Source organism: Rhizobium anhuiense bv. trifolii (genome assembly GCF_024346605.1).
Classification (GTDB): Bacteria; Pseudomonadota; Alphaproteobacteria; order Rhizobiales; family Rhizobiaceae; genus Rhizobium; species Rhizobium anhuiense.
Map to the genome: position 1 here is coordinate 359473 of NZ_CP098803.1, position 13821 is coordinate 373293.

Sequence of the window (13821 nt, forward strand, 5' to 3'; positions counted from 1 at the left end):
GTCGCTGAGGATAGGTCCCCGCTCAGGCAACCATCCGCGCCAATGCACAGCGCGACCAGAGCGAATGCAGCGCCTCGACCAGATGGGCGATATCGGCATCGGAATGCAGCGGGGTCGGCGTGATGCGCAGCCGTTCGGTCTTCTTCGGCACCGTGGGGTAGTTGATCGGCTGGACGTAGACGCCGCAATTGTCGAGCAGCAGGTCGGAGATCCACTTGCACTTGGCCGCATCGCCGACCAGCACCGGCACGATATGGCTCGGATTGGGCATATGCGGAATGCCGCGCTGGTCGAGCAGCGCTCTCAGCTTGCGGACCCGGTCCTGATGGCGGGCGCGCTCGAACTGGCTGACCTTCAGATGCTGGATCGAGGCGACGGCGCCGGCGGCGAGCGCCGGCGGCAGCGCCGTGGTGAAGATGAAGCCGGAGGCGAATGAGCGGATGAAATCGCATAGGGCCGTCGAAGCGGCGATATAACCGCCCATCACCCCGAACGCCTTGCCGAGCGTGCCCTCGATGACGGTCAGCCGGTCCATCAGCCCTTCGCGCTCGGCAATGCCGCCGCCGCGCGGGCCGTACATGCCGACCCCGTGCACTTCGTCGAGATAGGTCATCGCCCCATATTTGTCGGCGAGGTCGCAGATCTCCCTGATCGGGGCGATGTCGCCGTCCATCGAATAGACGCTCTCGAAGGCGATCAGCTTCGGCGCCTTCGGATCGGCGGTCGCAAGCTTGGCTTCGAGATCGGCCACGTCATTGTGCTTCCAGATCACCTTGTCGCATTTGGCGTAGCGGATGCCCTCGATCATCGAGGCATGGTTCAGCGCATCGGAGAAGATGATCAGGCCGGGGATCTTCGCACCGAGCGTGCCAAGCGCCGCCCAGTTGGACACATAGCCCGACGTGAAGATCAGCGCCGCTTCCTTGCCGTGCAGATCGGCAAGCTCACGCTCGAGCATGACGTGATGGTGGTTGGTGCCAGAAATATTCCGGGTGCCTCCCGCACCCGCGCCACAGTGGTCGATGGCGTTCTTCATCGCCTCGATCACCTTCGGGTTCTGGCCCATGCCGAGATAGTCGTTGGAGCACCAGACCGTGACTTCCTTCTCGCCATCGGCCGTATGGCGCGTCGCGCGCGGAAAGTTGCCGCGGTGACGTTCGAGATCGGCAAAAACGCGGTAACGGCCCTCGGCATGAAGCCCGTCCAGCTCGTTTTTGAAAAACGCTTCGAAATCCATATGCACGCTCCCCTGTGTGGTCCGAGCAATACATTGTGAGGGGTTGGGCGTATTTGATCTTGATCAAGTCGGATGAAGCCCGCGCACCAGGCGGGCGGCTGACGCGCCGGGACCAGCCACGACGAACTGTCCCTTAGCCGCCTGCTGATCGCGGCGGCCGGTCATTCCAATCGTTGCAGCCGACAGGTCGGTTGTTTGATCAACATCAATTATCGGAACGGCGTCTGGCATTAAAGCTCGAAGGTATGAGCTCAATTCCACATCTTAAAAACGCAATCGTCGGCCTTGCACAGCCTGCCAGGTTCCTGGAACTGTCCGAACGCCTGCTTCCTGCACTTGCCGCCCTGACCGCATTCTGCTTCGCGATCGGCCTCTATCTGAGCTTCAGCTCCGACGTCGACTATCAACAGGGGGTAACCGTCAGGATCATGTATGTCCACGTCCCCGCAGCGTGGATGGCCATCCTCTGCTATACGACGATGACCGCCAATGCCATCGGCTCGTTGGTCTGGCGGCATCCCCTGGCCGACGTTGCGGCGCGCGTCGCCGCTCCCCTTGGCGCCGCCTTCACCTTCGTGTCGCTCGTGACCGGCGCGATCTGGGGCAAGCCCATGTGGGGCACATGGTGGGTATGGGACGCCCGCCTGACATCGATGTTCGTGCTCTTCATCATGTATCTCGGCATATTGGCGATCTACCGGGCGATCGACGATCCGGCTCGCGCCGCCCGTGTCACGGCGGTCCTGATCGTCGTGGGTTTCGTCAATATTCCGATCATCAAGTTTTCCGTCGATTGGTGGAACACGCTGCATCAGCCCGCCAGCGTGCTGCGGCTGGGCGGCCCCGCCCTCGACGTCGAGTTTCTACGCCCTCTGCTGGTCATGGGAGTGGCGTTCTCAGCGCTGTTTGCCACGCTCTACGTCGCATCGATAAGAAACGAGATCTGGCGACGGAAGCTGATCAGGCATGACAGGCTCGCAGCAAAAGCCGCTGCTCACCGGGAGACTTGAAATGAACCACGAACACTATGTTCTTGCGGCGTATTTGCTCACCTTCGTGGTCATGGTCACGGCGACGTTGAAGGTCTGGTTCTCAGGACGACGCTACCGCCGTCGGATCGAGGCGCTGGCACGACGTCGGCAGCCTCGCGGAGACCGCTAGGATGCGACGCTACGCCTTCGCTGCGATTCCGCTTGTCGCGTTTCTCGGGATTGCGGGTGCCGTCGCCAATACGCTGTATCGCGAATCCGTGGACGGATATTCCCCCGCCGCTATTCCTTCGGCGTTGGCGGGACGCCGACATCCAGCCGTCGATCTCGCGCCGCTTGCCGGTCTTCAAGCGCCTGGGCTGAACGATCACACAGTTGATGGCCACATCGCCATCGTCAACATCTTCGCGTCCTGGTGCGTTCCCTGTCGGCTCGAACACCCGGCGCTGATGAAACTCGCCAAAGATTCTCGCATAAAGCTGGTCGGCATCAACTATAAGGATGCTCCAGAAAAGGCCGCAGCCTTCCTTCAGGAAAACGGCAATCCGTTCGCGGCAATCGGAATCGACACCACGGGAAGAAGTTCGATCGACTGGGGAGTCTACGGCGTCCCGGAAACATTCGTTATCGATCGCGCGGGACGAATCTTCCTGAGACATGTCGGGCCGATCGACGAGAAAAGCCTCGCGACGGATATCCTACCCGCTCTGGAAAAGATCATCGCCGCCGAATAAGCGGGGCCTCTTCCAGCCGTGTTTGACCTCCATCAAAGAAACGGCCTCGCCTATTGCGTATGTCGGTTTGGCGGGTCGGGATTTTCCCGTGTCAAGGGGGGAAACTTGACAGAGGCTCGCTCGGTTTTGGGGCGCAACACCGAGTGAGCCTCCTCGCGTCAGATTACCCTCACCAATGAGCACCGTGCGGAGACGCCGAGAGCGACAGCCGAAGCCGCGCCGCTAATTCCAGCAAAAAGTGTGTCGCGGTTTTGCGTCCGGAATTGCGTGAAAACAAATGGGGCGCGGGATGAACTGTTTCCACGCCGTGGCAAAGATCTAGCTTGGACGTGCTGTTTCAGCCCCTTTCGGTTACGGTCAGCCGAGCGATCTGGAGCCGATCCCGATAGGCGCCGACGCCCAGGCTTTCGACCAGGGTGCGAACAGCCTTTTGCTTCAACTCCGACTCCACGTTGCCATCGAGTGTCACCTGGCCGTTCTTCACGGTCACTTGGACCTTCTGAGGCGTTATCCCCAACTCGGACCTCAGGCGCGTTCGAACCGCCAGCCTGATCGATTCATCTTCCTTTGGCAGCGGCGCCGTCTGGGCATTGATGATCAGGCCGAGGATGTCTCTGCGGCTGACAATCCCGACAAGACGTCCGTCCTCAACGATCGGTAGCCGCTTGATCCGGTGCGCCTGGAGGCTTTCGGCGATATCCGATACCTCGCTGTCGGGGCACGCCACGATCACATCCTGAGACATGACATCGGCGACACACCAGCCATTCCTGGAAATATATCGCTCAAGATCGATCTCCGATATCATTTCGGGCGCGCGGGCGGCGCGGGGGGAGAATCGGATCTCTTTCCGCAGCAGCAGATCGCCCTCCGTCAGCATTCCGCAGACGCGGCCTTCGTCGTCAATGACAGGAAGACCGCTGACGTTGTTTTGCATCATGACGGCGACGGCGTGGCGTATACCGACCGCTGGACCGATCGATACCACGTTGGTGGTCATTATGTCCTTCGCCTGCATTGTCCTGCCTCGTTTATAGGAATTGTTGCTGGAATGACGATAATGCGAGCTCGTCGAGCCGCCATTGATCTTCGTCAAACAATGCGATCTTCGCCAAGAAGCTCGCTCAGCTTCGCCTGTTCGTCGGCCGTCAGCTTGCTGCCGGTCGGCTTGCCGGCCCTGTTGCGCGCAAAGACCAGCAATGACAGCCCGCCGAGGGTCACCAGCAGCACCGGCGCGCCCCAGAGCAGCACCGTCTTCATGCCGATACGCGGCTTCAGCAGCACGAACTCGCCATAGCGCGAGACGATATAGTTCAGCACCGCCTCGTCGCTGTCGCCATCGGCGATGCGCTCGCGCACCAGCAGGCGCAGATCCTTGGCCAGATCGGCATTGGAATCGTCGATCGACTGGTTCTGGCAGACCATGCAGCGCAGTTCCGCCGACAGGGCGCGGGCGCGCGCCTCAAGCGCCGGATCGGCCAGCACCTCGTCCGGATTGACCGCAAAGGCGGGAGCCGCCATCAGCAGCAAAGCGAAAGCCAGCAAGAGACGCCGCATCATTCCGCCGGCTCCATTGCAGGCGCCGCAGGCTTCGTGGCTTTCGCCTTCCTGCGCGGGGCGCCGACGCGCAGGCGGCGGTCGGTGAGCGAGACGAGGCCGCCGAAGGCCATGATCACCGTTCCGCCCCAGATGCAGAGAATGAACGGCTTCCACCAGATGCGCACGACGATGCCGCCGTCCTTGGTGGCGTCGCCGAGCGAGACATAGAGCTGGCTGAACCCAAAGGTCAGAATGCCGGCCTCCGTCGTCGGCATCTGCCGGGCGGTGTAAAGACGCTTGGCCGACCAGGTATCGGCCACCGCGACACCGGCGCGCCGGATGGTGAAGTGGCCGCGCTCCTCGGTATAGTTCGGCCCGGTCGCCGGCTGCATGCCGTCGAAATGCAGGCTGTAACCGCCGGCCTCGGTGATCGCGCCGGGCTTCATCTCGATGACGTATTCGCTCTGGAAGGTCGTGACGGCGACGATGCCGAGCACGGTGACGCCGAGCCCGGCATGGGCAAGAGCGGTGCCAAAGGCCGAACGCGGCAGGCCGGAAAGCCGGCGCCAGGCGATACTGGCGGAAACCTTGCCGATACCGGCGCGATACCAGAGATCGGCGATGGCGCCGAGGATGAGGAACAGGCCGGCCGCCAGCCCGAGCACTGACAGCACCGGTCCTCCATGTTGGACATAGAAGAAGGCCACGGCGGCCAGGAAGGCGAGAGCTGCGACGACATAGAGCCGCTGCAGGGCGCCGAGCAGATCGCCGCGCTTCCAGGAAAGCATCGGCCCAAAGGGCACGATGACGATCAGCGGCGCCATCAGCAGGCCGAAGGTCAGGTTGAAGAAGGGCGGTCCGACGGAGATCTTGTCGCCGGTCAGCGTTTCCAGCAGCAGCGGATAGAGCGTGCCTGTCAGCACCGTGCCGCAGGCGACCGTCAGGATCAGATTGTTGACGACGAGCGCACCCTCGCGCGAGATCGGCGCAAACAGCCCGCCGGCAGCGAGCCGCGGCGCGCGGAAGGCAAACAGCGACAGCGCTCCGCCGATGAAGATCAGCAGGATGCAGAGAATGAAGACGCCGCGGGTGGGATCGCTGGCAAAGGCATGCACCGAGGTCAGCACGCCGGAGCGCACCAGGAAGGTGCCCATCAGCGACAGCGAGAAGGTGAGGATGGCAAGCAGCACCGTCCAGATCTTCAGCGCCTCGCGCTTTTCCATGACAAGCGCCGAATGCAGCAGGGCGGTGCCGGCCAGCCACGGCATGAAGGAGGCGTTTTCCACCGGGTCCCAGAACCACCAGCCGCCCCAGCCGAGTTCGTAATAGGCCCAGTAGGAGCCCATGGCGATGCCGAGCGTCAGAAAGGTCCAGGCGGCCAGCGTCCAGGGCCGCACCCAGCGCGCCCAGGCCGCGTCGATGCGGCCTTCCAGAAGGGCCGCGACGGCAAAGGAGAAACAGACGGAGAAGCCGACATAACCGAGATAAAGCAGCGGCGGGTGGATGGCGAGACCGATATCCTGCAGGACCGGATTGAGATCGCGGCCCTCGGCCGGCGCCGGATCGAGCCGCAGGAAGGGATTGGAGGTCAGAAGAATGAACAGCGTGAAGGCGACCGAGATCCAGGCCTGCACGGAAAGCACATTGGCCTTCAGCGTCTCCGGCAGATTGCGCCCGAAGACGGCGACCAGCGCGCTGAACAGCGTCAGGATCAGCAGCCAGAGCATCATCGATCCCTCGTGATTGCCCCAGACGCCGGAATATTTATAGATCAGCGGCACCAGCGAATGCGAATTCTCCCAGACGTTCTCGACCGAGAAATCCGAGACGACATGGGCATAGGTCAGCACGCCGAAGGCGAAGGCCACCAGCGAGAACATCGCCAGCGAGCCGATCGTCGCCACATCCATCATCGCCCGGTCGTGACGACGGGCGCCGATCACCGGCACGATGGAGAGGATGAGCGCCGTGGCCAGCGCCAGCACCAGCGCGTAATGGCCGATCTCGATGATCATGGCGTCGCCTTCACTTCCTGGCCCTGAGCTTGCTTGCCCGGAACGTCCTCGCCTTGCCCTTCCTTCCACAGCCCCTGGGATTTGAGCCGGTCGGCCACATCCTTCGGCATATAGGTCTCGTCATGCTTGGCCAGCACGGTATCGGCGACGAAGACATTCGTTCCCGGCGTAAACATGCCTTCGGTGACGACGCCCTGGCCCTCGCGGAAGAGATCGGGAAGGATGCCGGTATATCTCACCTTGACGGCATTGGCGCTGGCGTCGGTGACGGCAAATTCCACCGTCGAGCCGGTGCCGCGCACCACGCTGCCCTCGCCGACCAGGCCGCCGAGGCGGATGCGGGTTTGCGGCGCCACCGGCGTCTTCGCCAGATCGGCCGGCATGTAGAAATAGGCGACCGACTGGCTGAAGGCGAACATCACCAGCAGCACGGCGGCGGCGATGAAGCCCATGCCGCCGGCGATCACCGCCAGGCGCTTCTGCTTGCGCGTCATTGCGCCATTCCTTCCGTTGCTATGCCGAGTTCCCGGGCAAGCGCCAGCAATTGCCTGCCCTGTTCGCCGGCCGGCGGAAAGGCCGCAAGCCCGCGCTTCAGGGCGCCGGCAGCACGATCCCTATCGTTCAATACGGCGTAAGAGCGGACGAGCCGCATCCATCCCTCGAAATTGTTCGGATCCGCGCTGAGCTTGGCATCGAGGCTTTCGACCATGCCGCGGATCATCTGTTGCCGGTCGCCGGCGTTCATGATCTCGGCGGCTGCAACATCCTGCTGCGTGGGATTGCCCGGGGCAGCCGAAACGGCGCCCGGGGCAGCCGAATTGGCGCCCGGGGCAGCCGGATTGGCGCCATTCATGGCGATGTGTTGGTTGACCAGCGGCAGCCACGGCGCATCGGGCGGCGATTGCTTCGCCAGCGCCTCGAAGGCCTGGCGCGCCTCGTCGCGCCGTCCCGCCTGCTCGCTGCTGAGAGCGATGTAGAAGCGGGCGCGGGGGTTTTCAGGTTCGAGCTGAACGATCTGTCGCAGGACGTCTAACGTCTCCTTGTCCACCGAACCCTGCGCCTCCGCCATCAGGGCTTCGGCAAGGCCACCCAGGCGATGAATGTCCGGGCCTAACAGACGCAGGGCATTGCGGTAAGCCGACCGTGCGTCGGCGATCCGGCCGGCCCTGAGGTAGATTGGAGCGATCACATCCCATCCGCGGCCATCATCCGGCTGGCTCGCGAGGTGGCGCTCGGTTCTCGCGACCAGTATTGCAATGTCCTGGCCAGGATCCTCCAATCGCGCTTGCAACGGCAGCGACGGCATGTCGGGCGAACCCGCAAGACCATAGAGGCCAATGCTCGCCAAAGGCAGAAACGCGGCGATCGCCAACCTCAGCCACCTGTGCGGATGCGGCAACCTGCGGCATTCTTCTTGCATCTGCTCGCTTGCCTTAAAAAGGCGCCGCGCTGTTTCAGCCCGCGCGTATTCATACTCGTTGCAGCCGATTTCGTTCGCCAGCAATTCCCTGTCGAGTTCGAGAAGTTGATCCCGATAGACCCGGCCGGCTGCGGCCGCACCATCGTTGAACCGGACACGGCCTGACGCAAGTGGATGAAGAAGAGAGGCGATGATGGCAGTCGTGATGACCGCGAAAACAATCCAAATAACCATAACGTCCAGACGCCCTTTTGCGCTTGAACATACCGAGGCCGGGGGTCGGCACATTGATTCCGGTCAACGACGAGCTCTTCCATCCCAATTTTTCGGGTTCAGCACGCTTCGCGAAGCAGGTCGACGCTATCGACCAGGACGACCTTGCCTCTGACTTCGACGCCCGATGCCGCGAGCGTCGCAAACGCTCGCGACAGGGCTTCCGGCGCCAGACCCAATTTGCCGGCCAGGATTCTCTTCCGGTAAGGGAGGCGGAACGAGACCCGCGAGGTGGACGCCGAGGCGGGGCAGCGGCTCATCAGGTAGTTTGCCACACGTTGCGCCGCCGTGAGCAGCCGGTCACCGGCAATACAATCCATCGCGCCGAGCAGATGCCTGACCATGATGCGCATGACGTTCCGGTGAATGACCGGATGTTGGTCAGCAAATGCCTGCAACTCCGCAAGCTCGAACAGCGCGACCTCGGCCCCGTCGGCCGACCACGCGCTATAGGCATAGGAGCCGCCGCCTGAGAGAAGATATTCGCCAAACGTGTCGCCCGGCTCGCACACGCAGATATCAGCCTCGCGCCCGGCGGATTCCGATTTTGAAAGTCGGACAAACCCGTTCGTGACGCAGTAGACGAATGATGCCTGCTGGCCCTCGCTTATGATCTTCTCGTCAGCAGCGAAGGTGCGAACCTCAGCCGTTGCGGTGAATTGCTCCACGGTCGCCGGATCCAAACCAGCGAACAGGTCGGACTGCAGAAGGACTGAATTTTTCGCAAGCATCCATCTTCCTTTCGTGTTTGGACCCGGTTGCGGTTAGGGTTTTCTTCGATCGGTTTCGTCCTCGGCGAGAATTCGCCAGGCGGCCCCTTGAAGATCGTCATACTGGCCGCTCTTCAGCGACCAAAGAAATGCCAGCAGTCCCATTCCTCCCATCAGCAGTGCGATGGGTATGAGATAGATCAACATGTTCATGCGGCCTTGACCTCCGCACTCCGGCCGACCCGCCCCCGAATCTGCATAGCCGGACGCTTGCCGAACGCGTTCAGGCGCAGTGCGTTCATCACGACGATGATCGAAGATGTCGACATTGCCACCGCCGCTATGAGCGGCGTCGCCAATCCAGCGATGGCAATCGGCACCGCCAGGACGTTGTAACCGATGGCGAGAGCGAAGTTCTGCCGGATGAGGTTGGCGGAGCTTCGCGCAATGGCGATCGCTTCCGGCACAGCGTCGAGGCGATCGTTGAAGAAAACGAGGTCGGCGGCCTGTCTGCCGATATCGGAGGCCGTGGCCGGCGCCATCGAGACATGGGCCGCAGCAAGGGCAGGAGCGTCGTTGATCCCGTCGCCAACCATGAGCACGCGACGCCCTTCGCCGTTCAGCCTCTGGCATTCATCGACCTTCCGTTTCGGCGTCAGAGAGCCCAAAGCCCTCCCGATGCCCAGAGCATGCGCCGTATTGTCGACGACGATCTGACGGTCGCCGGACACGATCAGCGTTTCAAGGCCGGCTGCGTCGATCTGGCCGATGGCCTCGCGAGCGCCCGGGCGAAGCGTGTCATCGAAGAAGAAGTGGGCAAGATCGACGCCGTTCTGCGACAAGACCACTTCCGAGAACGGACTATCGGCGGTGCGGGGCACGAAGCTGGTTCCGCAGGCAAACGCCGTGTTGCCCAATCGATAGACGTCAGCGCCCTTCCTGGCTTCCAGTCCCCCGCCGGGGATTTCCGTGACGCTGTCGAAGGACATGGGGGCGGTTTCGGTGCCCCGCACCAGAGCCTGAGAAAGAGGATGCCGTGAATGCACGGCCAATCCGCGGGCGATTGCCGTGCTGTTCTCTTCCATGGCGTCCACTCTGACAAGGCGCGGCCTGCCCATCGTCAAGGTGCCCGTTTTGTCAAAGGCCACAGTGTCGGTCTCGGCCAGTCTTTCGAGTGCCGAACCGTCCTTCACCATGATGCCCTTGCGGAAAAGCTCCCCCGCGGCGACGACCTGGACCACGGGCACGGCAAGGCCCAATGCGCATGGGCAGGTAATGATCAGGACCGCAACCGCGACCAGCATTGCCTGTTTCCAGTCTCCGCCGAGGAGGCCCCAGGCAAGAAACGAGACCAGCGCCAACAGATGCACGGCCGGCGAATAGAGCGCCGCAGCGCGATCGGCGATCCTGCGATAGCGAGCTCTTCCACCCTCGGCTGCTTCCATGAGGCCGATGATCTCCGAAAGAAGCGAATTCTTGGCAATGCGCGTCGCGCGCAGGACGAGCGAGCCGGTCAGGTTCATCGCGCCCGAACTCACCTCGCTGTTGCTGGCGACGGCGACGGGGCTGCTCTCGCCGGTGACGATGGAGAGATCCACGTCGCTTTCTCCGCTGACCACTACGCTATCGACGGGAACCCTTTCGCCTGCCGCTATCGAAATTTCATCTCCCACCGCGATCTCTTCTACCGCAATGTAACGTCGGGACCCGTCCGGATTGATCAGCAAGGCCCCGCGCGGCGCCAGCCTTGCAAGTCCGTTGATCGCCGCCCGAGCCTTTTCCCGCATGATATGATCGAGGGTCCTGCCGATCAGCAGGAAGAAGAGCAGCGAAACCGACGCGTCGAACCATGCATGTTCACCGTGATGGATGGTCTCCCACAGTGAAACGGCATAGGAGAGCGTCACGGCGAGAGAGATCGGAACGTCCATGTTGGTGCGCCCGTGGCGGAGCGCATTCCAGGCCGATTTGAAGAAGAAACGCCCCGCATAAACCAGCGCGGGCGCTGCTATCATCGCCGAGATCCAATGAAACATGTCGCGTGTCGCGGCATCTGCGCCAGACCAGACCGATACCGAAAGCAACATGATGTTGGCGGCCGCAAAGCCGGAAACGCCGATCGCCAGGAGAAGCTGATTGCGGGTTCTGTCGTTTTCGGCGGCCGAGGGGGTAAAGAGATGCGCGCGATATCCGGCCGAGTTGATCGCTGCGAGGATCTCGGACGGATCGGCGGCATGTGTCTCCATCTCCTCCTGGTAGACGCAGGTTACCCTTCGAGCCGTAAGATTGACGCGCGCCGTCTTGACGAAAGGAAGTGTCAGCAACGCCCCTTCTATGGTCGAAATGCAGCCACCGCAGTGAATATCAGGAACGCTCAAGTCCAACTGGCGCAGTCCGCCGCCGAGCGGCTGGCTGGCAAGGCGGACCTCTTCGGCACTGGATGACGTCGTGCTGAGAGCAAGCACGCTTTCCGCGTCCATGGTGCAGCAGGTCATCGGTCCAACTCCTTGGTATCGATGCGTTTGGCCTCATGCATGACGACCAAGCCGTCGTTTCGCGAGATGGCCTCGACGATCCAGTCACCCTCGGCCAGGTTGTGATCTGCTTCGAACCGTCCCTCGGCTGTTTTTCTGAGCGTGAGGTGGAAGTCTTCGTGATCTCCGACGGGTCGCTTGAAATTCAGCACGACGTCGTCGACGGCCGCAGGCGCGCCGCTCTTGTCGTGAATGTCGTAGCGGATCTGATGCCCTCTTATGGAGAGATCGCCCGCGACGCCGGAAGCCGCCATTGCCTTCATCGCCGCCGCTTTGCGGTTGAACTCCTGACTGGCGACATAGGTATTTTCCACGACCAGACCGCTCCAGCTGGAGGAGGCATAGAAGGCCATGGTGACATTCACCGCGATCACCACAGCGAAGAAGGTCGAGGTCGCAACCAGCATGTGCAGGCCTGTAAAACCTTGGGCAGAGGTCTTCATTTGGTGTCTCCCGGTGCATTGAACGCCGCCCGGTAGGTTGCCCGATCGGCGCGATCCGTATCTTCGATCACGAACAGAAATTCACTGATTGCGGCGCCGGTGGGCTTGCGCGTAACGAAGACCTTGAGCGTCGTGGCTGCGTCCGGTTCGGCATGGACGGTAAAGCGGCGAGCGTCTTCCTTGCCGAACTCGGGAATACGCATCGTCGCCCCCTCCAGCCCGACCAGGCTTATGTTCACATCCCGCGGCGTCGGCACCATGTTCAGGATCCGAAGCGTGTAGCCATTCCGCAGTGAGCCGTCGCTTTCCAGAACATATTGGGGGTTTCGGTCGTGAACGACGTTGAGTTCAAGGCGCTCGCGAAAGGCGAGGTGGACGAGCATGGCCACGCCGACCGATGCCCAGGCGACCGCGTAAAAGACGATTCTCGGACGAAAGACGATGCGCCAGTTGAAGTGCCGGATCGCCGGGACGAAGCTTCCATCCTCGTTTCGAACCCTAGACGGCTGGACGGCCGTTCGCCCTTCGTCGGTCGCCAGTGACATGTTGCCCGCGTATTCGCTCAGCGTGGCATAGGCAATCAGGCCGCGAGGCTTTCCGAGTTTGTCCATGACACCGTCGCAGGCGTCGATGCAGAGCGCGCATGTGATGCACTCCATCTGCTGTCCGTCGCGAATGTCGATACCCATCGGGCACACCGCCACGCAGGCATTGCAATCGACGCAATCGCCCACCGGCAAGCCTTTGGCTTGCGCCTTTTTCGCGTGACGCGACCGCTGCTCGCCCCGCCAGTCATGATAGGTGACGACGAGAGAATTCTCGTCGAGCATCGCACCCTGGATGCGTGGCCACGGGCACATATAGGTGCAAACCTGCTCGCGCATGAGGCCGCCGAGCACATAGGTCGTCGCAGTAAGGACGGCGACCGTGGCGTAGGCGGCTGCAGGAGCGCGGCCAGTGAATAGCGAAACAAGCAGGCTCGGCGCGTCGGCAAAATAAAAAATCCACGCTCCGCCCGTGGCGACGCCGATCAGCAGCCAGATCGAATGTTTGACGACACGCTTCCTCAGCTTGGCAAAGCTCATGGGAGCGGCGTCAAGCTTCATTCGCGCGTTTCGATCGCCTTCGATCGCGCGTTCGACGACGAGAAAGAGATCGACCCAGACGGTCTGCGGACAGGCGTAGCCGCACCAGGCGCGGCCGACCGCGGAAGTGACGAGAAACAGGCCGAACCCCGCCATGACGAGGAGACCAGCCACATAATAAAATTCCTGAGGCCAGATTTCGATGAAGAAAAAGAAGAAGCGTCGTGAGGAAAGGTCGATGAGGATTGCCTGGTCAGGCGCGTAAGGACCGCGATCCCAGCGAATCCATGGCGCGAGATAGTAGATGCCGAGCGTGACCAGCATGACGATCCATTTGAATCGACGGAATCGCCCCTCTGCACGCTTGGGAAAAACCTTCTTCCGAGGTGCATAGAGAGGCTGCCGATTGCGACGGGCGTTGACCGGCTCGACGCTGAGCCGTTCGATGCTGTCGGGATCTGGTGCAGTGTAGAGGTTCATGGGACCTATCCGATTTCACCCGACCTTGTCCCATCCGCCGCGCATCCTTTCCTTGATACAGATCAAGACGAAGGTCTTCCCGCCAATGGAAAAGGCCACGCCCTGGAGAGAGGGCGTGGCCTGGAGGAACCGCGGGGAACGAACACCGCTGGGACGTCCTCGACAAGTCTGCAGCTAGCGGCTTGTCTGCTCGTGGTCTTTGAGGCAGGTCAAACTGATGATCGAACTGCCGATCTTTGCCGGATCATCCTGATCGGACGGTGGCGGCAGGGCCTTGGCGCGCGCCGACACACGTGATCGTATCGCTGCGCGCGGCGTGCCGTAGAGATCGAGGATCGGATTGTGGCCGTGAGCCGCCATAG

At 62.0% G+C, this 13821-nt stretch carries 15 protein-coding genes; 3 read left to right on the forward strand and 12 right to left on the reverse strand.

Translation table 11 applies throughout. The annotated features are described in order from the left end of the window. Window positions 1-22 precede the first annotated feature (22 nt). On the reverse strand, window positions 23-1237 hold the full coding sequence (hemA, locus tag NE851_RS10295) for a 5-aminolevulinate synthase (protein WP_254960196.1): 1215 nt from the start codon (window positions 1235-1237) through the stop codon (window positions 23-25). A 245-nt stretch (window positions 1238-1482) separates the two neighbouring features. Here hemA and NE851_RS10300 point away from each other — a divergent pair, with 245 nt between their 5' ends. The 3 genes from NE851_RS10300 to NE851_RS10310 are packed head-to-tail and all read left to right on the forward strand — an operon-like array spanning window position 1483 to window position 2960. After that, window positions 1483-2247 (forward strand): heme ABC transporter permease, encoded by a 765-nt coding sequence (locus NE851_RS10300; protein ID WP_183906617.1) that lies wholly within the window; start codon window positions 1483-1485, stop codon window positions 2245-2247. A gap of 1 nt (window position 2248) precedes the next feature. Continuing rightward, window positions 2249-2398 carry a heme exporter protein CcmD gene (gene ccmD, locus NE851_RS10305; RefSeq protein ID WP_048338558.1) on the forward strand — a complete coding sequence of 50 codons (150 nt, stop codon included), beginning with the start codon at window positions 2249-2251 and terminating at the stop codon, window positions 2396-2398. A gap of 1 nt (window position 2399) precedes the next feature. Next, window positions 2400-2960: a DsbE family thiol:disulfide interchange protein gene (locus NE851_RS10310; protein ID WP_047619827.1), complete on the forward strand. Its 561-nt coding sequence runs from the start codon at window positions 2400-2402 to the stop codon at window positions 2958-2960. A gap of 337 nt (window positions 2961-3297) precedes the next feature. On the opposite strand, the gene NE851_RS10315 is transcribed toward NE851_RS10310, so the two are convergent. The 11 genes from NE851_RS10315 to NE851_RS10365 form a co-directional block, all read right to left on the reverse strand. Continuing rightward, a complete protein-coding gene (locus NE851_RS10315) occupies window positions 3298-3978 on the reverse strand; it encodes a CBS domain-containing protein (RefSeq protein ID WP_047619852.1) in 681 nt (226 codons plus the stop codon). A 74-nt stretch (window positions 3979-4052) separates the two neighbouring features. After that, window positions 4053-4520 (reverse strand): cytochrome c-type biogenesis protein, encoded by a 468-nt coding sequence (locus tag NE851_RS10320; protein ID WP_183909627.1) that lies wholly within the window; start codon window positions 4518-4520, stop codon window positions 4053-4055. Further along, window positions 4517-6514: a heme lyase CcmF/NrfE family subunit gene (locus NE851_RS10325; RefSeq protein WP_254960202.1), complete on the reverse strand. Its 1998-nt coding sequence runs from the start codon at window positions 6512-6514 to the stop codon at window positions 4517-4519. The genes NE851_RS10320 and NE851_RS10325 overlap by 4 nt, the downstream gene beginning before the upstream one ends. Beyond that, entirely contained in the window at window positions 6511-7008 is a 498-nt protein-coding gene (gene ccmE / locus NE851_RS10330; protein ID WP_063473311.1) for a cytochrome c maturation protein CcmE, read from the reverse strand. Before ccmE ends, NE851_RS10325 begins: the two co-directional genes overlap by 4 nt. Next, complete coding sequence (gene ccmI, locus NE851_RS10335; RefSeq protein WP_183906379.1) at window positions 7005-8168, reverse strand: c-type cytochrome biogenesis protein CcmI; 1164 nt, start codon at window positions 8166-8168, stop codon at window positions 7005-7007. The genes ccmE and ccmI overlap by 4 nt, the downstream gene beginning before the upstream one ends. 98 nt (window positions 8169-8266) lie before the next feature. Then, window positions 8267-8938 (reverse strand): Crp/Fnr family transcriptional regulator, encoded by a 672-nt coding sequence (locus NE851_RS10340; protein WP_047617299.1) that lies wholly within the window; start codon window positions 8936-8938, stop codon window positions 8267-8269. 33 nt (window positions 8939-8971) lie between these two features. Continuing rightward, window positions 8972-9130, reverse strand: coding sequence for a cbb3-type cytochrome oxidase assembly protein CcoS (ccoS, locus tag NE851_RS10345; RefSeq protein WP_028757950.1), 159 nt, complete (start codon window positions 9128-9130; stop codon window positions 8972-8974). Next, the gene (locus NE851_RS10350; protein WP_097595816.1) at window positions 9127-11412 is read right to left on the reverse strand and encodes a cation-translocating P-type ATPase; all 2286 of its coding nucleotides are present in this window, start codon (window positions 11410-11412) and stop codon (window positions 9127-9129) included. The genes ccoS and NE851_RS10350 overlap by 4 nt, the downstream gene beginning before the upstream one ends. Beyond that, the gene (locus tag NE851_RS10355; protein WP_097544498.1) at window positions 11409-11894 is read right to left on the reverse strand and encodes a FixH family protein; all 486 of its coding nucleotides are present in this window, start codon (window positions 11892-11894) and stop codon (window positions 11409-11411) included. Before NE851_RS10355 ends, NE851_RS10350 begins: the two co-directional genes overlap by 4 nt. Continuing rightward, window positions 11891-13459, reverse strand: coding sequence for a cytochrome c oxidase accessory protein CcoG (gene ccoG, locus NE851_RS10360; RefSeq protein ID WP_183906380.1), 1569 nt, complete (start codon window positions 13457-13459; stop codon window positions 11891-11893). The genes NE851_RS10355 and ccoG overlap by 4 nt, the downstream gene beginning before the upstream one ends. A 174-nt stretch (window positions 13460-13633) precedes the next feature. Further along, window positions 13634-13819 carry a hypothetical protein gene (locus NE851_RS10365; protein ID WP_028757954.1) on the reverse strand — a complete coding sequence of 62 codons (186 nt, stop codon included), beginning with the start codon at window positions 13817-13819 and terminating at the stop codon, window positions 13634-13636. Window positions 13820-13821 lie beyond the last annotated feature (2 nt).

Excerpts from the sequence above, each read along its gene's own strand:
- hemA (WP_254960196.1), bottom strand. The coding sequence starts at position 1,237 with ATGGATTTCGAAGCGTTTTTCAAAAACGAGCTGGACGGGCTTCATGCC.
- NE851_RS10300 (WP_183906617.1), top strand. The coding sequence starts at position 1,483 with ATGAGCTCAATTCCACATCTTAAAAACGCAATCGTCGGCCTTGCACAG.
- NE851_RS10325 (WP_254960202.1), bottom strand. The coding sequence starts at position 6,514 with ATGATCATCGAGATCGGCCATTACGCGCTGGTGCTGGCGCTGGCCACG.
- NE851_RS10315 (WP_047619852.1), bottom strand. The coding sequence starts at position 3,978 with ATGCAGGCGAAGGACATAATGACCACCAACGTGGTATCGATCGGTCCA.
- NE851_RS10350 (WP_097595816.1), bottom strand. The coding sequence starts at position 11,412 with ATGACCTGCTGCACCATGGACGCGGAAAGCGTGCTTGCTCTCAGCACG.
- ccoG (WP_183906380.1), bottom strand. The coding sequence starts at position 13,459 with ATGAACCTCTACACTGCACCAGATCCCGACAGCATCGAACGGCTCAGC.
- ccoS (WP_028757950.1), bottom strand. The coding sequence starts at position 9,130 with ATGAACATGTTGATCTATCTCATACCCATCGCACTGCTGATGGGAGGA.
- NE851_RS10365 (WP_028757954.1), bottom strand. The coding sequence starts at position 13,819 with ATGGCGGCTCACGGCCACAATCCGATCCTCGATCTCTACGGCACGCCG.
- NE851_RS10340 (WP_047617299.1), bottom strand. The coding sequence starts at position 8,938 with ATGCTTGCGAAAAATTCAGTCCTTCTGCAGTCCGACCTGTTCGCTGGT.
- NE851_RS10355 (WP_097544498.1), bottom strand. The coding sequence starts at position 11,894 with ATGAAGACCTCTGCCCAAGGTTTTACAGGCCTGCACATGCTGGTTGCG.
- ccmE (WP_063473311.1), bottom strand. The coding sequence starts at position 7,008 with ATGACGCGCAAGCAGAAGCGCCTGGCGGTGATCGCCGGCGGCATGGGC.
- ccmI (WP_183906379.1), bottom strand. The coding sequence starts at position 8,168 with ATGGTTATTTGGATTGTTTTCGCGGTCATCACGACTGCCATCATCGCC.
- NE851_RS10310 (WP_047619827.1), top strand. The coding sequence starts at position 2,400 with ATGCGACGCTACGCCTTCGCTGCGATTCCGCTTGTCGCGTTTCTCGGG.
- NE851_RS10320 (WP_183909627.1), bottom strand. The coding sequence starts at position 4,520 with ATGATGCGGCGTCTCTTGCTGGCTTTCGCTTTGCTGCTGATGGCGGCT.
- ccmD (WP_048338558.1), top strand. The coding sequence starts at position 2,249 with ATGAACCACGAACACTATGTTCTTGCGGCGTATTTGCTCACCTTCGTG.